This is a genomic window from Pseudomonas sp. BIGb0176, assembly GCF_024810175.1.
Taxonomy (GTDB): Bacteria; Pseudomonadota; Gammaproteobacteria; order Pseudomonadales; family Pseudomonadaceae; genus Aquipseudomonas; species Aquipseudomonas protegens.
This window is the reverse complement of record NZ_JANUEC010000001.1, coordinates 727732-748712: the sequence shown is the minus strand read 5'-3', so window position 1 is coordinate 748712 and position 20981 is coordinate 727732. Positions and strand designations below refer to the sequence as shown.

Sequence of the window (20981 nt, the reverse complement as noted above, 5' to 3'; positions counted from 1 at the left end):
GCGGCCCCGGACCTGAGAGATCAGGCCCCTGGAATGAGCTGGGAATCCGCCGTCAGGGGTGGCGGGAATGAAGAGTCGCCGGCGGTCCTGCGGCGCTGTCGAGCAAGGGGTCGTCCATGGGAGGCTGCCGTGCCTGGAAATGAGAGTGATTATTAATAGGCAATTTGCCGGACCCGGCAATCGGCAGGACATTCGTTTGCGCGGCTTTTTCTTTTGATTGCGCGGCGCGCCCCGGAAAGAGCGCGGCAGGACGGTGCTCGAAGGCTAAAGGATAATCATTCTTAATTACAGAAAGGCAATTTCCTGCTAGCGTATGGCCTCTTTTCAGGTCCACAGGGAGTTCGCCATGCTCAGCCCCAACGCTGCGCCGCAGCCTGTCAAAAGGGATTCCACCCTGCACTTTCCCAACCCGCAGCACACCGGGTCGGCCGCTGTAGTCCCGGAGGTCACCCTCTCCACCGGGACCGTGCTGATGGACAGCCAGATGTGGATGCAGGAGCCGCTCTGGGAAGGCCTGAAAATCATCCTGGTGCTCAGCGGCCAGCTCAATTGCCGGGTCGAAGGCCAGCCCGAAGTGGAGATCCGCGGGCCGACCCTGTGCGCCGTGGCCAACCAGGGCGAGCACTGCGGCGACCACCTGTTCGCCAGCGGCGTGCCGGTGCGCTACACCACGGTGCAGCTGGACTTCCCCTCGATCCGCAATGTCGGCCTGGAACCCGAGCGCCTGCTCGATCAGCGCGGCGGCGGCCCGATGCTGTTCTGCCAGCCGGCGAGCAAACCGCTGCTGGCCCTGGCGCAACAGATCTTCACCTGCCCGCTGCAGGGCCCGACCCGCTCCTTCTACCTGGGTGGCAAGGCCCTGGAACTCACCGCCCTGGGGGTCGAGGGGATTCTCGCCCAGGCCGAATCCAGGCCACTGCAGGACAGCCCATGCAGCTCGGCGGACATCGAGCGCATCCATGCCGCCCGTGACCTGCTGCTCAACTCATTGCAGGATTCGCCTTCGCTGTCGGAGCTGTCGCGCCAGGTGGGCCTGAACCCGCGCAAGCTCACCGCCGGTTTCCGTCAGGTGTTTGGCACCAGCGTCTATGCCTACCTGCAGGAGCAGCGCCTGGGCGCGGCCTATCGCTTGCTCGCCAGTGGCGAGACCAATGTCTCCAGCGCGGCTTATCGGGTCGGCTACAGCCCGGCGCATTTCTCCACGGCCTTTCGCAAGCGCTTCGGGGTGTCGCCCAAGTCCTTGCGTTGAGCCCGCTCCTGCTCGAGCCTGCTCCATCCAAAGCTGCGCCTGGTGATCCGGGCGCCCTCCCCGCGCCGTACCGCAAACGAAAGAAATGGTCGCTCAAGCCAAAGTTTTAGCCCGCAACCCAAGCTCACAAATGAGATACGTTTGCATTCTCATTTAATCCCCATCACGGAGTGAAGCATGGGTAGCCGCGTTGCGCACCGAAACACCTCAGGTTGTCCCGTCAATTGTGTGGTCTCGCGTCCGGCTCTGGGCCGCAACCCGCTGGCGTGCCTGATCCACGGCCTGGCCCTGGGCCTCTCGCTGACCCAGGCCGGCGCCGCGCTGGCCGCCGATGGCGATACCGACCAGGACCACGCCCTGACCCTGGACACCAGCGTGATCAGCGCCACCCAGCCCGACTCCGCCACCGGGCCGCAGGCCGGTTACGTGGCCAAGCGCAGCCTCAGCGGAACCAAGACCGATGCCAGCCTGAGCGAAATTCCCCAGTCGATTTCCGTGATCACCCGCGACCAGATGGATGCCCAGCAGGTGCAATCGGTGAACGAGGCGCTGCGCTACACCGCCGGGGTCCAGGCCAATACCACCGCCGCCAGCCAGCGCTTCGACACCCTCTCGATCCGCGGTTTCGACGTCACCACCGGCATGCTCCGCGATGGCCTCAAGGGCAATACCGCCCAGGCCTGGCCCAAGGTCGAAGCCTATGGCCTGGAGCGCATCGATGTGCTCAAGGGCCCGGCCTCGGTGCTGTTCGGGCAGAACTCGCCGGGGGGCGTGGTCAACCAGATCAGCAAGCGCCCGCTGGACAAGCCCTTCCATGAAGTGCAGATCCAGGGGGGCAGCTTCGACCGGGCCCAGGGCCAGTTCGACTTCAGCGGGCCGCTGGATGATGAAGGGCAATTCCTCTATCGCCTGGTGGGCCTGGAGCGCGACAGCGGCACCCAGTTCGATCACATCAAGGACGACAAACAGTACTTCGCGCCCTCCTTCACCTGGAAGCCCAACGACGACACCAGCCTGACCCTCCTGGCCGACTACACCCAGGACACGTTCGGCGCGCCGCGGGTGTTCCTGCCGGCCCAGGGCACCCTGCTTGGCAACCCCAATGGCAAGGTCAGGCACAACGTCTTCCTCGATGAACCGGGGCTGGACAACGACCGCACCCAGTACTCCCTGGGCTACCTGCTGGAGCACCGCCTGAATGACGTCTGGAGCCTCAATTCCAGCGCCCGCTACGGCCACGTCAACCTGCTGACCAACACCGCCAGCGGCATGTCCCTGGCCTCGGACCTGCGCACCCTGAACCGCGCGGCCTATCGCTTTCGCATCGTCGGCGACACCTACTCCCTGGACAACAATGCCCAGGCCCGCTGGAACCTGGGCAGCACGCAGATGGTGTCGCTTTTGGGGATCGACTACCGGCGCACCCGCGAGGATTACTACCTGCGCGGCGGCTCGGCTTCGCCCATCGACATCTATAACCCGGTGCACGGCGGCGTGTTCGACCCCAGCACCCCCTTCACCAACACCGTGCAGCGCGCCGATCAGGTCGGGGTCTACGCCCAGCAGCAGTTCACCTTCGATGAGCATTGGGTGCTCACCGTCGGCGGACGCCAGGACCGCTCCAGCGCCCGAACCGATAACCGCATGAACGACAGCGGCAGCAAGCAGGACGACGAAAAGTTCACCTACCGCACCGGGCTGGTGTACCTGGCGGACAACGGCCTGGCGCCCTACATCAGCTACGCCACCTCGTTCGATCCGGTGCTGGGCACCAACTTCTACGGCACGCCGTACAAGCCCACCAGCGCCAAGCAATCGGAAGTGGGGGTCAAGTACCAGCCGCCGGGCATCGACAGCTACATCACCCTGTCGCTGTTCGACCTGACCCAGGAAAACGTCCTGACCACCGACCCGGCCGAACGCCTGAACAAGATCCAGACCGGCGAGATCAACGTGCGCGGCATCGAGCTCGAAGGCAAGGCCAGCCTGGCCCGGGGCCTGGACCTGCTGGCGGCGCTGACCTACAACGACGCCGAGGTGAGCAAGAGCAACAACCCGCTGGAGAAGGGCAAACGCCCCACCGACACCCCGGAAAAAATGGCCTCGCTGTGGGCCGACTACACCTTGCCCGAAGGCCCCCTCAGCGGCCTGGGCTTTGGCGCCGGGGTGCGTTACATCGGCTCCACCGAGGCCGATGCCGCCAACACCCAGCGCGTGCCCTCCTACACCTTGCTGGACGCGGCGGTGCACTACGACTTCGACAAGCTGATCCCGGCGGCCAAGGGCCTGCGCCTGGCGGTGAATGCCACCAACCTCACCGACAAGCACTATTACGAAGGCTGCTCGCTGACCAATTGCAGCGCCGGTTATGACCGCAGTGTCATCGCCAGCCTGCGCTATCGCTGGTAAGCCGCCGATGCTGTCCATGCGTAATATCTGGCTCAGGCTGCACCGCTGGCTGGCCCTGTGCCTGGGGCTGTTCCTCGCGCTGCTGGGCCTCAGTGGTTCGCTGCTGGAGCTCAAGGGGCCGATCCTGCGCTGGGAGGTCGGTGCGCAGATGCTGCAACTGGCCCCTGGCGAGCATGGCACGCTGCTGCAACAGGACGCCTGGATCAGGGCCGCCTCCGACGCCTACCCGCAACTGCACAAGGTCTTCGGCGCAGCCCCACCGCGCCAGGGCTTTCTCGAATCGGACAATGTGATCGTCTTCGGGGCCCTCAAGGAGCGTCCCGGCACCGGCATCGCCATGATCGATCCTTATAGCGGCGAACCCCGGGGCTTCTTCGTCTTCGAGGACCTGTGGCTGGCCAAGCTGGTGGCGCTGCACCGCAGCCTGCTGCTGCCGCCAGCCTGGGGTTCGAACCTGGTGCTGCTCTGTGGCCTGGCGCTGCTGGGCTCCCTGGGCAGTGGCCTGTACCTGTGGTGGCCGGGCCGGCGCAGTTGGTGGAAGGCCGCCAGCCTGCGTCCCGGCAGCCGGGGCAACCGGCGCCTGCGGGAATGGCACAACGTGGCGGCGGCCTGGCTGTGCCTGCCGCTGCTGCTGATTGCCGGCAGCGGTGCCTGGCTGGCACGCCCGGACCTCTTCACCTGGCCCGGCGCCCAGCCGATGGCGATCAAGCCGCTGTTTTCCGCCGCCCATGGCCACTTGCTGCTGGGCACCCCCGGCGCCTGGCTGGCGTTTCTCTGCGGTATTTCGTTACCCCTTCTGTACCTCACCGGCCTGCTGCTGTGGTGGCGCAAGCGCGCTGCCCGCCGGGCCGTCCAATCGTTCAAGGAAACTAGCCATGACACACCGTGATTTCTTGCGCCGCGCCCAGCGCGGGCTCTTGCTCGCCCTGCTGCCCCTGGGCCTGTTATGGGCTGCCACGGCCAGCGCCGCGACCCTCACCGATCTGGCCGGACGCCAGGTCCAGGTGCCGGAGAAGGTCGAGCACATCCTCCTGGGTGAAGGCCGGATGATCTATTCCCTGTCGCTGCTCGAAGGCCAGAACCCGTTCGCCCGTCTCGCCGGTTGGCAAGGGGACTTTCGCGGCCTCGACGTGCAGGGCTACGAGGCCTATCACAAGGTCTTCCCCCAGGCCGACAAGGTGCCGCTGGTGGGCGGCACCTCGGCCGAGACCTTCAGCGTCGAAAAGGCCCTGGCGGTGCACCCGGACCTGGCGATCATGGCCCTGAGCGGCGGCCATGGGCCGAGCCCCGACAGCGAGGCGGTGAAACAGCTGGAGGCCGCCGGGGTGGCGGTGATCTTCGTCGACTTCAGCGACCATCCCCTGAGCAACACCGTGCCCAGCATGCGCCTGCTGGGCCAGGCCCTGGGCCGTGAGCAGCGGGCCGAGGAATTCATTGCCTTCTATCAACAGTCCCTGGCCAAGGTCACCCAGACCCTGGCCAAGGCCGGTACCGTCAAGCAGCCGAAGATCTTCATCGACATGCTCGCCGGGCTGCAGGACTGCTGCGGCTCGCCAGGCACCGGCAACTTCGGCGAGATGATCAAGCTGGCGGGCGGGCGCAACATTGCCGACGGGCGCATACCCGGGCCCATTGGTGTGCTCAACGTGGAGTACATTCTCTCCAGCGACCCGGACGTTTACGTGGCCACCGGGGTCTTTGCCGCCGGCCAGGGCGGCGTGACCCTGGGTTATTCCGCCACCTTGCAACAGGCCCGGGACAGCCTGCGCCAGGCCGCCAACCGCCCGCCGCTGAATGAACTGCGGGCGGTGCGCGAAGGCAATGTGCACGGCTTGTGGCACATCTTCTATGACTCGCCGGAACACCTGATCGCGGTCCAGGCCCTGGCCAAGTGGCTGCACCCGGAGCTGTTCAAGGACCTGGACCCGGACCAGACCCGCCGCGAGCTGTACCAGCGCTTCATGCCGATTCCCGCCAGCGGCGTGTTCGCCACGAGCCTGAAACCATGACCCAGGCTGCCACCGACGTGGCGGACAACCTTGCCGCCGGCCATTACCAGCGACGCCACGGGCGCCGAGTGCTGCTGTTGGGCGGGCTGGCCCTGGCCCTGCTGCTGTCCCTGGCCCTGGACATCACCACCGGACCTTCCGGGATGAGCCTCTCGCGCCTGCTGCAGGTGCTCTGGAACCCGGGCTCGATGCCCCGGGTGGAAGCGGTGATCGTGTGGAACGTGCGCCTGCCCTACGCGCTGATGGCGGTGCTGGTGGGGGCCGCCCTGGCCCTGGCCGGCGCCGAGATGCAGACCGTGCTCGATAACCCCCTGGCCAGCCCCTTCACCCTCGGTGTATCCGCCGCCGCGGCGTTCGGTGCAGCCCTGGCCATCGTCCTCGGCCTGGGCCTTCCCGGGGTGCCGGCGCAGTACCTGATCTCGGCCAACGCCTTCCTCTTCGCCCTGGCCTCAGTGGCCTTGCTGTACCTGCTGGCACGCTGGCGTGGCTTCGGCGTGGAAAGCCTGGTGCTGTTCGGCATCGCCCTGGTGTTCGCCTTCAACGCCCTGGTGGCGCTGCTGCAATTCGTCGCCACCCAGGACAGCCTGCAGCAACTGGTGTTCTGGACCCTGGGCAGCCTGGCCCGGGCCTCCTGGGAAAAGCTCGCGGTACTGGCCCTGGCGCTGTTGCTGTGCCTGCCCTTCTCCCTGCGCCAGAGCTGGGCCCTGACCGCCCTGACCCTGGGCGAGGAACGGGCCCGCAGCTTCGGCATCGACGTTGGCCGCCTGCGCCTGCTGTCGCTGCTGCGCATCAGCCTGCTGTCGGCCCTGGCGGTGTCCTTTGTCGGCACCATCGGCTTTATCGGCCTGATCGCCCCGCACATCGCCCGCCTGCTGGTGGGCGAAGACCATCGGCTGTTCCTGCCGGCCAGCGTGCTCAGCGGCGGGCTGATCCTGTCCATGGCCTCCATCGCCAGCAAGGCGCTGATCCCCGGGGTGCTGATTCCGGTGGGTATCGTCACCGCCCTGGTGGGCATTCCCTTCTTCATGGCCATCGTCATGCGCAACCGTCGAGGTGTCCTGTGAAGCCGCCTGTGTCCTCCAACGCCGGCCTGTGCACTGCTGGCCTGAACATGCACTACGGCAACCGCCAGGTGCTGTGCGACGTGGCCCTGCCGCCCCTGGCCGGGGGCAGCGTGACCGCGCTGATCGGCCCCAACGCGGCGGGCAAGTCGACCCTGCTGCGGGGCATCGCCGGGTTGCACAAGACCTCGGGCCAGGTACTGCTGGACGGCGTCGACCTCAACCGCCTGCCCCAGGTGGAACGGGCGCAGCACATCGTCTACCTGCCCCAGAGCCTGCCGGAACGTACCCGCCTGTGCGCCTTCGAAGCGGTGCTCAGCGCTGCCATGGCCGGGCATCGCACTGGCGGTTTCGCCCCTGGCCGGCCCAGCGCGGCGGTGTTGCACGGGGTCGAACAAGTGCTGCAGGACCTGGACCTCACCGCCCTGGCCGACCGCCCGATCGACGCCCTCTCCGGTGGCCAGCGCCAACTGGTGGGCCTGGCCCAGGCCCTGGTGCGCCAGCCCCGGGTGCTGCTGCTGGACGAACCCACCAGCGCCCTGGACCTGTACCACCAGTGCCAGGTAGTGGAAGCCATCACCCGGGCCACCCGCGAGCGCCAGTTGATCACCCTGGTGGTGGTCCACGACATCAACCTGGCCCTGGGTTTCAGCCAGCAGGTGGTGGTGCTGCACCATGGCCGCCTGGCCGCCGCCGGGCCGGCCCTGGAGGTGATCAACCCACAACTGCTGCGCGACGTCTACGGCGTCGACGCCAGCCTGGAACAGGTACGCGGTCGACCGCTGGTGATGGTCGACGGCCGCCTGCCCTCTCACTCAGCCCTGGGATAAACCATGACCAACGCTCAACAGCTGCCCCTCGACACCCTGGATACGCCCCAGGCCGCCCCGGCCTTCGACCTGCGCCCGCTGCTGGTGGCCAACCTGGCCTGCACCATGGCGATGATGGCGTTCGTTTCGCTGATCGGCCCCATTGCGCGGATTCTCGGCCTGGCCACCTGGCAGGCGGGGATGGCGGTGACCGTCTCCGGGGTGATCTGGATGCTCCTGGCCCGCCCCTGGGGCCGGGCCAGCGATCGCCTCGGTCGGCGGCGCATCCTGCTGCTGGGCACCGGCGGCTTCACCCTGGCCTTTCTCGCCCTCAGCCTGTTTATCGACGTGGCGCTGCACGCCCTGCCTTCGGCGCTGCTGGCGTTTGCCGGGTTGCTGCTGGGCCGCGGCCTGATCGGGGTGTTCTATGCGGCAATTCCGGTGGGCGGCTATGCGCTGATCGCCGACAACATCGAGCCCGAGCATCGCGCCCGGGCCATGGCGTCCCTGGGGGCGGCCAACGCCTGCGGGCTGGTCCTGGGGCCGGCGCTTGCCGCGCTGCTGGCGCGCCACAGCCTGAGCCTGCCGTTCTATGCGCTGGCGGTGCTGCCGCTGCTGGGCTTCGCCTTCCTCAAGGCACGGCTGCCGCGCCAGGAACTGCACCTCAAGCAGCCGCCCAAGCCGGTGAGCCTGGGCGACCCGCGCCTGCGCCGGCCGCTGGTGGTGGCGTTCGTCTCGATGCTGTGCGTGGCCATGGCGCAGATCACCGTGGGCTTCTTCGCCCTCGACCGCCTGGGCATGAGCCCGGCCGATGCGGCGCAGACCGCCGGCATTTCCCTGACCCTGGTGGGGGTGGCGCTGATCGCCTCGCAACTGGTGGTGCGCAAACTGGAATGGCCGCCGCTGCGGATGATCCGCATCGGCGCCCTGGTGGCGGCGCTGGGCTTTGTCACCAGCATTCTCGCGGCCCACGCCTGGGTGCTGTGGCTGGGGTTCTTTGTTTCGGCCGCCGGCATGGGCTGGATCTTCCCCTCCTTCGCCGCCCTGGCCAGCAACTCGGTGGACGCCGCCGAACAAGGCGCCACGGCCGGCTCCATCGGCGCGGCCCAGGGCCTGGGGGTAGTGGTCGGGCCCCTGGCCGGGACCCTGATCTACGGGCTGGAGCCACGCCTGCCCTACCTGCTGGCGGCGCTGCTGCTCGTACTGGTGGCCTGCTGGCCCGTAGCCCGACGCCGGTAACCTTCGGGCGAACGACGCGCATTATCGAAACCCTGCGGCCCTGTAGCCGCTGCCGAGCCTGCGGCGAGGCTGCGAAAAGGTCCGCAGGACCTTGCTTGACGATCGACCGCCGAACCTCTATCGGCCTCAAGAGCGCCGCGCCCCTGCGACGGAGTGCCGCCCAGACCGTTCGCAGCCTGCGGCAGCGGCTACACGCTGGTGCGGCTCATGCGGCCCAGGGCCAAGCTGTACAACAGCAAGGCCAGGGTCGCCAGGGCGCCACCCGCCAGGCCGACATAGGCAAAGCCCAGCTGCCCGCCGACCCAACTGCCCAGCAGTGCACCGCCGCCAATGCCGATGTTGTAGATGCCGGAGAACATCGCCATGGCCACGTCGGTGGCGTCCGGCGCCAGCACCAGTACCTTGGATTGCAGGGCCAGGCCGAAGCCCATGATCGCCATGCCCCAGAACACACTCAGGGCCACCAGCGACCAGACGTGGCCATTGAGCGGCAACAGCAGGCTCAGGCACAGCGCCAGCAGCGCCACCGCGGTCAGTAGAAACCCCTGGGGGCTGTGGCGGTGCAGCCAGCTGAACAGCAGCGAGCCGATGATCCCGGCGCCGCCGAACACCAACAGGACCAGGGTCACCACTTCGCCCCCCAGGCCCGCCGCCACCTTGATGAAGGGCTCGATGTAGCTGTAGGCGGTGAACTGCGCCGTCACCACCAGGGCGGTAAGCACATAGATCGCCACCAGCGCCGGGCGCTTGAACAGCAGCGGCAGGCTGCGCAGGGAACCGGAGTTCTGGCTCGGCAGCAGCGGCAAGGTGCGGATCAGCCACAGCACCAGCAGGCCGGCCATGGCCGCGATCACGCTGAACGTGGTGCGCCAGCCCAGGGCCTCGCCCAGCAAGCGGCCCAGGGGAATGCCCAGGACCATGGCCAGTGAGGTGCCGGTGGCCAGCAGCCCGAGGGCCTGCACCTGCTTGCCCGGCGGCGCCAGGCGCACCGCCAGGGACGCGGTGATGGACCAGAACAGTGCATGGGCCAGGGCCACGCCGATGCGGCTGAGCATCAGCAGGCCGAAGTTGCTGGCCAGGCTGGAGAACACATGGCTGACGATAAACAGCCCGAACAGCACCGTGAGCAGCTTGCGCCGTTCGATGTTGCGGGTCAGCAGCATCACCGGCAGCGAGGTCAGGGACACGATCCAGGCGTAGATGGTGAGCATCAGACCGACCCGCTCGGTGGGCAGGTCGAAGCTGGCGCCAATGGCGCTGAGCAGGCCCACCGGCACGAACTCGGTGGTGTTGAAGACAAAGGCCGCCAGCGCCAGCGCGATGACCGGCTGCCAGTTGCCTTGGGGTGTCGCCGCGGAATCACTCATGGGGGGGCGTCATACTCTTTCGATGATGGAACGGGTCCGGGACCCGCTGAAAAAATGCACAACCCGGGCCAGCATCGCTGCTCCCGGATTGCGGGCAAAGGCTCCCAGGCGGAGCCAGGGTGCAGCGCCGCTTCAATTCCCTTGGGCGGTTCGCGCAAAGACCTGCATGGCCAGCGCCACGCCCTGCAGCAGGCGCGCCGCACTGACGCCGTCGCGGGCTTGCACCGACAGCCCGTGGAGCACCGTAGAGTAATAATCGCCCAGGGAAGTTGCATCGCTGTGGCCGGGCAATTCACCCGCCTGCTGCGCGGCTTCCAGGCGCTGGATAATGCTTGCGGTACGCGCCCGGCGATGTTCGGCCAGCCATTCGCGCACGCTGTCGTTGTCGCTTGAGCAGTTCACCGCCGAGGCCACCACCATGCAGCCACGGGGGCCGTCGGCCCGGGTGTAGAGTGCCACCGCTTCTTGCAGCATGCGCTCGATGGCGACGTAGGCGCAGGGCTCTTGCAGGGCCAGGTCGGCGAAACCGCCTTCCTGGCTTTCGTACAGCTCGATGGCCTCGCGAAACAACGCCTCCTTGGAGCCGAAGGCGGCATAGATGCGCGCCGAGGCGATGCCCAGGGCCGCCACCAGGTCGGCCATGGAGGTGGTTTCGAAACCACGGCGCCAGAACAGTTCGAGCGCCTGGCGCAGTGCCTGGTGACGGTCGAATTCGCGGGGTCTTCCAGCCATGGGGGTCGGGTATCTCGTCGGGACAGGGAAGGCGTTCGGTTGAGCCCGAACAGCCGGTTGGCGCAGGGCGCCGGGACGAAATGATATTAGATTTGCGCCGGCCGCGGCCAATTTCCGTGGCCGCGGCCTTGCCTGCGCCCTGCCTCAGTCACGGCCCTCCTGCAGAAACGGCAGCAGCAGCGCGAGAAATTCCTCCGGTGCCTCTTCCATGATGAAGTGCCCGCAGTCCTCGACAATGGCCCCGCGCAGGTCATTGGCATGGCCCTGCAGGGTCAGCAGAGGTGCATCGTTGGTGGCGTGCTCGGCACCAATGGCCAGCACCGGCATGGTCAGCGGCCGCTGCGCGCGCAGCTGATTCTGGCGCACCGTCTCGGGGATCGCCCGGTAATAGGCGAAGCCTGCGCGCAAACCGCCCGGGGCAGCGTAGGCCTCGATGTAGACTTCGGCGGCCACCGCCTCGCGGCGATGGGACCAGTGGTCGAAGATGTAATTCAGATAGGCCCGCTCGCGCCCGGCGATCAAGGCTTCCGGCAAATCCCGCAGCTGGTTGAACATGAAGTGCCAGAGAAAGATGTTCTGCTGCGGCGCGACGAAAATCGGTGGTGCATCCGCCAGCCCGGGGATCACCGCCTCGGTCAGCGCCAGGCGCTCCACCGCCTGCGGATGGTCGCTGGCCAAGGCGTAGGCGATCCACATGCCGACGTCGTGGCCGACCACGCTGTAGCGCTCGAAACCCAACTGCCCCATCACCTGGTGCAGCACCCCGGCCACATGGCCGGTGTCGTAGCCGTGCTCAGGGCGGTCGGACTGGCCGCTGCCCGGCGGGTCCACGGCAATGGCCTGGAAGCCTTGGGCAGCCAGGGCCTGGATCACCTGACGCCAGGCGTACCAGGTCTGCGGCCAGCCGGGAATCAGCAGCACCGGCCGGCCCGTGCCGGCGGTGACACAGTGGATGCGCTGGCCATCGACGCGCACGTAACGGTGAACCAGGTCGAGGCTGTCGGCCTGGAGGTTGTCAGTCAAAGCATTCATGGTTTTTTCTCGATGAAGGGTTTCAGGCAATGCCGAGCATGGCGTTGATCTGTTGGCGGTCGATCTGCGCGCCGGCGAAGTCGTCGAAGATGCGCTGGGTGACCTGGATCATGTGCCGGTTGATGAACTCGACACCTTCCCGGGCGCCATCCTCCTGATCCTTGAGGCAGCACTCCCATTCCAGGGTCGCCCAGCCCGGGTAGTCGTATTGCGCCAGCTTGGAAAAGATCCCCTTGAAGTCCACCTGGCCATCGCCCAGGGAGCGGAAGCGCCCGGCGCGCTCGACCCAGGCGCTGTAGCCGCCGTAGATGCCCTGGCGGCCGCTGGGATTGAACTCGGCATCCTTGACATGAAACATGCGGATGCGCTCGTGGTAGATGTCCAGGTAACTCAGGTAGTCCAGCTGTTGCAGCACGAAGTGGCTGGGGTCGAAGAGGATGTTGCAACGCGGGTGATGGTCCACCAATTCATGGAAGCGTTCGAAGCTGGTGCCGTCGTGCAGGTCCTCGCTGGGGTGGATCTCGTAGCACAGGTTGACCCCCTGCTCGTCGCAGGCATCGAGGATCGGCCGCCAGCGCCGCGCCAGCTCGTCGAACGCTGTCTCGATCAGGCCTTCGGGGCGCTGGGGAAAGGGAAACAGATAGGGCCAGGCCAGGGACCCGGAAAAGGTCCCCAGCTCACTCAGCCCCAGGCGGCGCGAAGCCTTGGCCGCCAGCTTCATCTGCTCCATGGCCCAGGCCGTTCTGGCTTGCGGATTGCCCCGCAGCGCTGGCGGCGCGAAGTTGTCGCACATCGCGTCGTAGGCCGGGTGCACCGCCACCAGCTGGCCGAAGATATGGCTGGTCAGCTCGCTGATCTGCAGGCCCTTCTGCGCCAGCTGGCCCTTGAGTTCATCGCAGTAGTCCTGGCTCTCGGCCGCCGTGGCGACGTCGAACAACCGCGCATCCCAGGCAGGGATCTGCAGCGCCTTGAAACCCAGGTCGGCGGCCCATTGGGCAATCGCCGGCAAATTGTGGAACGGCGCCGTCTCGGCGCTGAATTGCGCCAGATGCAGGCTGGGCCCCTTGAGGGTTTTCATCGAACTGCTCCCTATTCTTTGTCGGTCGACAAAGAATAGGGATACGCTCTGGCCACGTCAATCATCGCCGTGCAGAAAAGTGTTTGGCCGTGAGGCCGTTCGCCCGTAGGCGCTGGCTTGCCAGCGAAGGCGTCGCAGTGGTCGACAAGGCAAAAAAAAGCCCGCGATGAATATCGCGGGCCCGGCCGGTATCCATGCAGCATCACGGCCGGCTATACACCTCACGCCCGGCAAAGTAGGTCTTGAGCACCTGGGTTTGCGCCAGTTGCTCCTGGGGCACCTGGAACACATCGCGGTCAAGAACGATCAGGTCGGCCTGCTTGCCCGGGGCCAGGCTGCCGATCTGCTGCTCCAGGCCAATGGCCCGCGCGGCGTTGCGGGTGTAGGCGTAGAACATGGTTTCCCGGTCGATGCCTTCGTCCTTGTTCAACACGCCCTTGGGCCCCTTGCGGCTGATGGCCTGGGCGATGGCCTTCCAGGGTTCCGGGGTGCTTACCGGCCAGTCGCTGGCCCCGGCGATGGTGGCGCCGTTCTTCAGCAGCGAGCGGGCCGGGTACATGAACTGGAACTGCATGGCGCTGATGTAGGGCTGGAGCAAATCGATGCTCAGCTCATCGGCGGCGGCCCAGTACAGCTGCATGGAGGCGATCACGTCCAGTGGCTTGAAGCGGGCGAACTCCTTGGGGTTGACCATCTGCAAGTGGGTGATGGAGTGCACCACCCCACTCTGGCGATCACGCCGCGCCTGCTCGATGCCGTAGAGGGATTCGCGCACCGCGCGGTCGCCAATGGCATGCACATGCACCAGCCAGCCACGGGCATCGGCGGCGCTGACCAGCTCGCCGAAATGCGCCGGGTCGATCAGCAGTTCGCCGTCCTTCTTCGAGTTCCTGTAGGGGGTCAGCAGGGAAGCGGTCTGCGCCGGAAACTCGGCGACACCGTCGGCGAAGATCTTGATCCCCGGCAGGCTCAGGTTCGGCACCCCGAGGAACTGCTGGCGCACCTGCTCCAGCACCTCCAGGTCCGCCGGGCGGCTCTTGGGATTGGCCACCATCAGGGCCGCGACCCGCAGGGTCAGCTCGCCCTTCTGCGCCAGCGCCTTGTACACCGGCAGCACACCGACGGTCTGGGCCGTGGGATGCATGGCGAACAGCGCGTCGCCCGGGGTGGCGTTGGCCGCCGGGTCCATCAGCGCGGTGATGCCCAGGCTCAGGTTGAGGTCGCGGGCGGCGCGCCCGGCGTCGAGCAACTGCTCGAAGCTCGGCGGCGGCAGCAGCGAGGTCAGGGCCGAGAGCCCGGCATCGGCGACAAAACCGTTGGGGCTGCTGTCCGGGTGATGGCCGATGGTGGCCTGGGCCTCGCCCTGCAGCGCCTTGACCCGCGCGGCGTCTATGCCGCCGCGCTTGAGCATGGCGCGGTTGGCCCAGCCGGTGTGGTAGTCCCAGCCAACGAACAGAATCGGTACATCGGCCCATTCGCCCTGGTTGAAGCGCTGTTCCAGGGCGTCCACCTGGCTCCAGTAGGTCGAGGGAAAACCGCTGACGCTGAGGATCTCGCCATGCCGCGCCTTGCCGTCATCGCGCCAGCCGCGCAGGCGCTGCTCCAGCTCGTCCAGGGGCAGTTGCTGGGTTTCCAGGTCGGCGGCCTTGAGCTTCAGGCCCCCGAAGATGGCATGACTGTGGCTGTCGATGAACCCCGGCATCAGCACCTTGCCCTGCAGGTCGATGACCTGGGTGCCCGGGGCCTTCAGCGCCAGCACCTGGGCATCGCTGCCGACCATGACGATACGCCCCTGCTCCACCGCCACCGCCTGTTGCAGGGGCTGGCCCTGCTCGGCGGTGAACACCTTGGCGTTGTGCAGCACCAGGTCCACCGCGGCCTGGCTGTGCAGCGAGACCAGGGCCAGGGCCGAGGCCAGCGTGATATTCAGCGTCTTTTTCATTGTTGTTCGCACCCTTGGCTCAGAATGCGCCAGAGACTAGCCAAGTCACCGGTGCTTAAGAATACTGCTTCGCGCAACCCATCCTTTCCAAAGAGGCAAGACTGCAATGGACCAGCTGGGCGCCATCACCATGTTCGTGACCACGGTCGATCAGGGCAGCTTCACCCGCGCCGCCGCGTGCCTGGGCAAGACCACCTCGGCCCTGACCAAGGCAGTGAGCCACCTGGAGAGCCAGCTCGGCACCCGCTTGCTGGAGCGCTCCACACGCCGGATCGCCCTCACCGAGGCCGGGCATATCTACCTGGCCAGCGCCCGGCAGGTATTGCGCCAACTGCAACAGGCCGGGGAAGACATCGAGCGCCTGCAGCAGGAAATGTGCGGCACCCTGCGCCTGGTGGCGCCGCCCTCCTTCGCCCCGGCCTTTCTCAATGGCGCCTGCTACGGCTTTCTTGAGCAGTACCCGCAGATGCGCCTGGACGTGGAGCTCACCGACGAATTCGTCGACCTGCAAAGTGGCGGCTATGACCTGGCCGTGCGCGACGGGCCGGTGGAGCTGCCGGACCTGATCGCCCGCCCGCTGACGGCCAACCGCATCCTGCTCTGCGCCAGCCCGCGCTATCTGCAGCGCCAGCCCTTACCGGTGACCCCGGCGCATTTTGCCGAGCATGACTGGCTGATCTTCCGTCACCCGGCACTGAACCCGCATTTCTGGCGCTTCACCTTGAATGGCGAGCAGCAGCGTGTGCCCCAGCCGGTGCCGCGGCTGGCCAGTGACAATTACGATTTCCTGTTCGGTGCCCTACTGGCCGGGCTGGGCCTGCAACTGTGCCCGCAGTGGAGCGCCGCGCCCTACCTGCGTCGCGGCGAGCTGGTGCAACTGCTGCCCGAGGCGCAGCTGGACCCGGAGCAGTTCGGCCCGAGGATCCATGTGATCTACCCCGCCCACCGGCGCCAGACCCGCAAGCACCAGGCGTTCATCGAATGCCTGAACCGCTACCTGGACGAGCAGCAATTGCATTGATGGGCCAGCTCCCGGCCCATCTGGCACTGGCGGCCCTGTCGAGTGCTGCCGCAGCCACCACGGGTCGGACTGCGCCAGAGCCCAGGCACACCCTCAACCAGTGGTTTGGCCGGGCAATGAATACTGGGGCAAATAGGCTTTTGCGATTGAGTGAATATCTCATCATGAATGTGACTAAAGACCTGGTGAAATCAATTCATTAGTACTCAATTAATAGCTCGACATAAGATGCGCCTCAATAATAGACAACATAAAGACTACCGAGCAAAAGCAGCCAGGAACAAAACTGGAAAGCACTGAAAGCCAACAAACAAGTTCAGGACTTATCTCGGAAATCAGGATGCCAGATCACAATGAACAACGATTTCACATTCACCATCAAGAGCATTTGCTTCGACGAAGATTATCACCCGTCCGAGAATACGCGCATCACCACCAACTTTGCCAACCTGGCCAGGGGCAAGAGTCGCCAAGAGAACTTGCGCAATACCTTGAGGATGATTGACAACCGCTTCAATGCCTTGGCGCATTGGGATAACCCCAAGGGCGATCGTTATGCAGTCGAGCTTGAAATCATCTCCGTGGAAATGGACATCGACACTCAAAGCAGTGGCCATGCCATCCCCCTGATTGAAATATTGAAAACCAATATTTTCGATCGAAAGACCAACGAACGCTTTGAGGGCGTTGTAGGAAACAACTTTTCCTCTTACGTACGGGACTACGACTTCAGCGTGCTGTTGCCGGAGCACAACAGGGAGCGACCAAAGTTCAGCATTCCGGAAAACTTCGGAGAGCTGCATGGAAAGCTATTCAAGCACTTCATCAACTCCAGCACTTACAAGGAAAACTTCAACAAGCCACCGGTGATCTGCCTGAGCGTTTCGAGCAGCAAGACCTACCATCGGACTGAAAACCAGCACCCTGTACTGGGCATTGAATACCAGCAGGACGAATATTCTCTAACAGATGAATACTTCAACAAGATGGGGTTGAAAGTTCGTTACTTCATGCCGTCCAACAGCGTTGCGCCTTTGGCTTTCTACTTTGCCGGCGATTTGCTCAGTGATTACACCAACCTGGAACTGATCAGCACCATCAGCACGATGGACACCTTCCAGAAGATTTACCGGCCAGAGATCTACAATGCCAACTCTGCAGCAGGCAAATCCTATCAACCGAGCCTGAAGCACCAGGACTATTCATTGACTCGAATTGTCTATGACCGAGAAGAACGTAGCCGCCTGGCGATTGAGCAAGGGCAGTTTGTCGAGAACAACTTCATCAAGCCATACCAGACCATTCTTGAGCAGTGGTCCGCCAATTACGCTCTTTGACTCATCAAAAATACAAGGTCACCCATGATGAAAAAGTTGTTACCCACTTCAACTGCCGGCAGCTTGCCTAAACCTTCCTGGCTTGCACAACCTGAAACACTCTGGTCGCCCTGGAAGTTGCAAGAGGAAGAACTGGTTGAAGGCAAGCAGGACGCCTTGCGCTTGTCACTGCAAGAACAACAGCAAGCAGGCATTGATATCGTCAGTGATGGCGAGCAGACACGTCAGCACTTTGTCACGACGTTCATCGAACACCTCAGCGGCGTTGATTTTGCAAAACGTGAAACCGTCAGGATTCGTGATCGCTATGATGCGAGCGTCCCCACGGTGGTGGGGGCTGTCAGTCGCCAGAAGCCGGTTTTCGTGGAAGATGCCAAGTTTCTGCGCCAGCAGACCGAGCAACCCATAAAGTGGGCGCTGCCAGGCCCGATGACGATGATCGACACGCTTTATGACAGCCATTACAAAAGCCGCGAAAAACTGGCCTGGGAATTCGCCAAGATCCTCAACCAGGAAGCCAGGGAGCTGGAGGCGGCCGGCGTGGATATCATCCAGTTTGATGAGCCCGCCTTTAACGTCTTCTTCGATGAAGTGAATGACTGGGGTGTGGCCACCCTGGAAAGAGCCATTGAAGGTCTTAAATGCGAAACGGCGGTGCACATTTGCTATGGCTATGGCATCAAGGCCAATACGGACTGGAAAAAGACCCTGGGCTCAGAGTGGCGGCAATATGAAGAGGCGTTCCCCAAGCTGCAGAAATCCAGTATCGATATCGTCTCGCTGGAATGTCACAACTCTCATGTCCCAATGGATCTCATTGAACTCATCAGAGGCAAGAAGGTGATGGTCGGGGCCATTGATGTGGCCTCCAACACCATTGAAACACCCGAGGAAGTGGCCGACACCTTGCGCAAGGCATTGCAGTTCGTGGATGCCGACAAGCTCTATCCCTGCACCAACTGTGGCATGGCGCCCTTATCCCGTGGCGTGGCAAGGGGCAAGCTGAAGGCTTTGAGTGCCGGCGCAGAAATCATCCGAAGAGAACTCTCGAACCTGCGCTGAGCTAAAGCCGCAAGTGGTGTGCCAGAGGGGTGAGGCAGTGGATTGAAAAGCCGCCGCTTCACCCCTCTGCGCGCTGTCGGACAGTACCCAATATTCAGGACCCGCCATGTCACTTCCCAGTACGGCTATCGAGCCAATGCGCTTTCGCGAAGCGCTCGGGCACTACGCATCCGGCATCACGGTGATTACCTCACAGGTTGATGGCGAGCCGCTCGGCTTCACGTGCCAGTCGTTCTATAGCGTGTCGATGAGCCCGCCGCTGGTGTCATTCAGCGTCATGTCCAGCTCGGCCAGCTACCCCAAGATTCGTCAGGCGGGCCGCTTCATGGTCAATATCCTCTCAGGCGAGCAGGTCAGGATTTCCAACCAGTTCGCAAGCAAAGGCACGGACAAGTGGCAGGGAGTTCAATGGCAGGAATCGCCGCTGGGCAACCCGATCATTGCCGGCAGCCTGCACTGGCTCGATTGTGAAATTCATGCCGAACACGTCGCCGGTGACCACCTGATCGTGATCGGTGAAGTCAAGGCGCTGAACCTGCAGCAAGCGGCGGCTGCGCAGCCATTGCTGTATTTCAAAGGGCAATATTGCAACCTCGCGGCCCCGGGCGCGGTGTGAACCCTGGCCGGCGCTCCTTCGCTGAGGGCCTGTTTCAGACAGCAAGGTTGCTTGTGAATCGCAGGGACGCTGGCGCTCACTCTTGTACCGGAATCTGCCGCAACGGCTTGACCGACTTGAAGGAAAAGCTCGAATAGATCTCCTTCACCGCCGGCAGGGTCTGCAACACTTCACGGGCGAATTCGCCGAAGGATTCCAGGTCCTTGGCCAGCACTTCGAGGAGAAAGTCGTAGCGCCCGGAGACGTTGTGGCAGGCGATGATTTCCGGGATCTCCAGCAGCCGCTGCTCGAAGGCCCGGGCGGTGTCCTGGGAGTGGGATTCCATCATCACGCTGACAAAGGCGGTGACCCCATAGCCCAGCGCCTTGGGCGAGAGGATCGCCTGGTAACCGGTAATCACCCCGCTCTCTTCGAGAATCTTTACCCGGCGCCAGCACGGCGAGGTGGTCAAGGCGACGCTGTCCGCCAGCTCGGCATTGGTCAGCCGGGCGTTGTCTTGCAGGGCGATCAGCAGGGCTTTGTCGATACGGTCCAGATCGAGGGGCATGTCTTACCTTTTTATCTTATTTTTATGGTTATTTATTCCAATTATTCGGTTTTAAAGGGCCGATATTGGAAATTATTGCGCCGGATTTGAGCATAGCATTAGAGTAAATCCGGGAGCGTTCACCATGAACAATAAAAACAGTGACCTTGGTTTTTCCACCCGTGCCATCCATCACGGCTACAACCCCCAGGAGCATCAGGGCGCGCTGATCCCGCCGATCTACCTGACCTCCACCTTCACCTTCGCCACCGCCGAATACGGCGCGGGCTGTTTTGCCGGTGAAGAACCCGGCTACTTCTATACCCGCATCGGCAACCCGACCCTGGCGTTGCTGGAAGCGCGCATGGCCGCCCTGGAAAACGGCGAAGCGGCCGTGGCGTTCGGCTCCGGCATGGGGGCGATTGCCGCGACCTTGTGGACCCTGCTGCGCCCGGGCGACGAGGTCATCGTCGGCCAGACTTTGTACGGCTGCACCTTTGCCCTGCTGCACCACGGCCTTGGCGAATTCGGCGTCAAGGTACGCCATGTCGACCTGACCGACCTGGGCGAGCTACGGGCGGCCATCGGCCCGGCCACGCGGATGATCTATTTCGAAACCCCGGCCAACCCCAACATGCAACTGGTGGACATCGCCGCCGTGGCCCAGGTGGCCCGCCAGCATCCCGGCCTGCTCGTGGCGGTGGACAACACCTACTGCACACCTTACCTGCAGCGCCCGCTGGAACTGGGCGCCGACCTGGTGCTGCATTCGGCCACCAAGTACCTCAGCGGCCATGGCGACATCACCGCCGGCATCGTGGTCACCGGCCAGGCCCTGGCCGAACGCATCCGCCTGCAGGGCCTGAAGGACCTGACCGGCGCGGTGCTCTCGCCCCAGGACGCTTTTCTCCTGATGCGCGGCCTCAAGACCCTGGCCCTGCGCATGGATCGCCATTGCGCCAACGCCCAGGCCGTCGCCCAGTTCCTCCAGGACCACCCCGCCGTGGCCTGGGTCGCCTACCCGGGGCTGGCATCCTTTGCCCAACACGCCCTGGCCGCAAGACAGATGAAGCTGCCCGGCGGCATGATCGCCTTCGAACTCAAGGGCGGGCTGGCCAGCGGGCGACGCTTCATGAACGCCCTGGGGCTGTTCAGCCGCGCGGTCAGCCTGGGGGATGCCGAATCCCTGGCCCAGCACCCGGCGAGCATGACCCATTCCACCTACACCCAGGAGGAACGGGCCGAACACGGCATCGCCGAGGGCCTGGTACGGCTGTCGGTGGGGCTGGAAGACATCGCCGACCTGCTGGCCGACATCGCCCAGGCCCTGGACGCCAGCGCCGAACCCGCGCGCCCCACCCTGGAGGCCGTGGGCCGGATCGGCAAGGCCCTGCCTTGAGCAGGATCAGCACATCTGGCGGCAAAGCCGACTACAACACCCTGCCGGCGCCCGGGCGCCGGCAGTCCAGGCAACACCCGCAACACCCTTAGA

The 20981-nt window shown here is 64.6% G+C and carries 19 protein-coding genes; 12 read left to right on the top strand and 7 right to left on the bottom strand.

What is annotated here, in order from left to right:
- Window positions 1-52: 52 nt before the first annotated feature.
- Window positions 53-334 carry a hypothetical protein gene (locus tag M2395_RS03100; RefSeq protein WP_148057353.1) on the bottom strand — a complete coding sequence of 94 codons (282 nt, stop codon included), beginning with the start codon at window positions 332-334 and terminating at the stop codon, window positions 53-55.
- A 12-nt stretch (window positions 335-346) separates the two neighbouring features.
- Between M2395_RS03100 and M2395_RS03095 the strand changes: the two genes are divergently transcribed.
- From M2395_RS03095 to M2395_RS03065, 7 genes are all read left to right on the top strand, one after another.
- On the top strand, window positions 347-1249 hold the full coding sequence (locus tag M2395_RS03095; RefSeq protein ID WP_041752319.1) for an AraC family transcriptional regulator: 903 nt from the start codon (window positions 347-349) through the stop codon (window positions 1247-1249).
- Between the two features lie 177 nt (window positions 1250-1426).
- Window positions 1427-3658 carry a TonB-dependent siderophore receptor gene (locus M2395_RS03090; RefSeq protein WP_123430594.1) on the top strand — a complete coding sequence of 744 codons (2232 nt, stop codon included), beginning with the start codon at window positions 1427-1429 and terminating at the stop codon, window positions 3656-3658.
- Window positions 3659-3674: 16 nt separating this feature from the next.
- Window positions 3675-4547, top strand: a complete 873-nt coding sequence (locus M2395_RS03085) for a PepSY-associated TM helix domain-containing protein (protein ID WP_233447068.1) — start codon at window positions 3675-3677, stop codon at window positions 4545-4547.
- The gene (locus M2395_RS03080; protein ID WP_123430592.1) at window positions 4534-5667 is read left to right on the top strand and encodes an ABC transporter substrate-binding protein; all 1134 of its coding nucleotides are present in this window, start codon (window positions 4534-4536) and stop codon (window positions 5665-5667) included. The genes M2395_RS03085 and M2395_RS03080 overlap by 14 nt, the downstream gene beginning before the upstream one ends.
- The gene (locus M2395_RS03075) at window positions 5664-6731 is read left to right on the top strand and encodes an iron ABC transporter permease (RefSeq protein ID WP_077934363.1); all 1068 of its coding nucleotides are present in this window, start codon (window positions 5664-5666) and stop codon (window positions 6729-6731) included. The genes M2395_RS03080 and M2395_RS03075 overlap by 4 nt, the downstream gene beginning before the upstream one ends.
- A gap of 8 nt (window positions 6732-6739) precedes the next feature.
- The gene (locus M2395_RS03070; RefSeq protein WP_011061782.1) at window positions 6740-7558 is read left to right on the top strand and encodes an ABC transporter ATP-binding protein; all 819 of its coding nucleotides are present in this window, start codon (window positions 6740-6742) and stop codon (window positions 7556-7558) included.
- 3 nt (window positions 7559-7561) lie between these two features.
- Window positions 7562-8776, top strand: coding sequence for an MFS transporter (locus M2395_RS03065; RefSeq protein WP_019094505.1), 1215 nt, complete (start codon window positions 7562-7564; stop codon window positions 8774-8776).
- A 188-nt stretch (window positions 8777-8964) separates the two neighbouring features.
- Here M2395_RS03065 and M2395_RS03060 read toward each other — a convergent pair whose 3' ends face one another.
- The 5 genes from M2395_RS03060 to M2395_RS03040 all read right to left on the bottom strand — a co-directional run bounded on the left by M2395_RS03060 (window position 8965) and on the right by M2395_RS03040 (window position 14927).
- Window positions 8965-10143 carry a sugar transporter gene (locus M2395_RS03060; RefSeq protein WP_011061784.1) on the bottom strand — a complete coding sequence of 393 codons (1179 nt, stop codon included), beginning with the start codon at window positions 10141-10143 and terminating at the stop codon, window positions 8965-8967.
- Window positions 10144-10275: 132 nt separating this feature from the next.
- Window positions 10276-10875: a TetR/AcrR family transcriptional regulator gene (locus tag M2395_RS03055; RefSeq protein WP_011061785.1), complete on the bottom strand. Its 600-nt coding sequence runs from the start codon at window positions 10873-10875 to the stop codon at window positions 10276-10278.
- Window positions 10876-11019: 144 nt separating this feature from the next.
- Window positions 11020-11907, bottom strand: coding sequence for an alpha/beta fold hydrolase (locus tag M2395_RS03050; RefSeq protein WP_019094506.1), 888 nt, complete (start codon window positions 11905-11907; stop codon window positions 11020-11022).
- Window positions 11908-11929: 22 nt separating this feature from the next.
- A complete protein-coding gene (locus M2395_RS03045) occupies window positions 11930-12985 on the bottom strand; it encodes a sugar phosphate isomerase/epimerase (RefSeq protein ID WP_011061787.1) in 1056 nt (351 codons plus the stop codon).
- A gap of 202 nt (window positions 12986-13187) precedes the next feature.
- Entirely contained in the window at window positions 13188-14927 is a 1740-nt protein-coding gene (locus M2395_RS03040; RefSeq protein ID WP_123430591.1) for an amidohydrolase, read from the bottom strand.
- 106 nt (window positions 14928-15033) lie between these two features.
- On the opposite strand from M2395_RS03040, the gene M2395_RS03035 reads away from it, so the two are divergent.
- The 4 genes from M2395_RS03035 (at window position 15034) to M2395_RS03020 (ending at window position 18963) form a co-directional block, all read left to right on the top strand.
- Window positions 15034-15948: a LysR family transcriptional regulator gene (locus M2395_RS03035; protein ID WP_011061789.1), complete on the top strand. Its 915-nt coding sequence runs from the start codon at window positions 15034-15036 to the stop codon at window positions 15946-15948.
- Window positions 15949-16301: 353 nt separating this feature from the next.
- Entirely contained in the window at window positions 16302-17285 is a 984-nt protein-coding gene (locus M2395_RS03030; RefSeq protein ID WP_103290081.1) for a DUF1852 domain-containing protein, read from the top strand.
- A gap of 27 nt (window positions 17286-17312) precedes the next feature.
- On the top strand, window positions 17313-18347 hold the full coding sequence (locus M2395_RS03025; protein ID WP_026020140.1) for a methionine synthase: 1035 nt from the start codon (window positions 17313-17315) through the stop codon (window positions 18345-18347).
- Window positions 18348-18453: 106 nt separating this feature from the next.
- On the top strand, window positions 18454-18963 hold the full coding sequence (locus tag M2395_RS03020; protein ID WP_011061792.1) for a flavin reductase family protein: 510 nt from the start codon (window positions 18454-18456) through the stop codon (window positions 18961-18963).
- Window positions 18964-19039: 76 nt separating this feature from the next.
- Here M2395_RS03020 and M2395_RS03015 read toward each other — a convergent pair whose 3' ends face one another.
- Window positions 19040-19510 (bottom strand): Lrp/AsnC family transcriptional regulator, encoded by a 471-nt coding sequence (locus tag M2395_RS03015; RefSeq protein WP_011061793.1) that lies wholly within the window; start codon window positions 19508-19510, stop codon window positions 19040-19042.
- Between the two features lie 124 nt (window positions 19511-19634).
- Here M2395_RS03015 and M2395_RS03010 point away from each other — a divergent pair, with 124 nt between their 5' ends.
- The gene (locus M2395_RS03010; protein WP_015635977.1) at window positions 19635-20888 is read left to right on the top strand and encodes a methionine gamma-lyase; all 1254 of its coding nucleotides are present in this window, start codon (window positions 19635-19637) and stop codon (window positions 20886-20888) included.
- Window positions 20889-20981 lie beyond the last annotated feature (93 nt).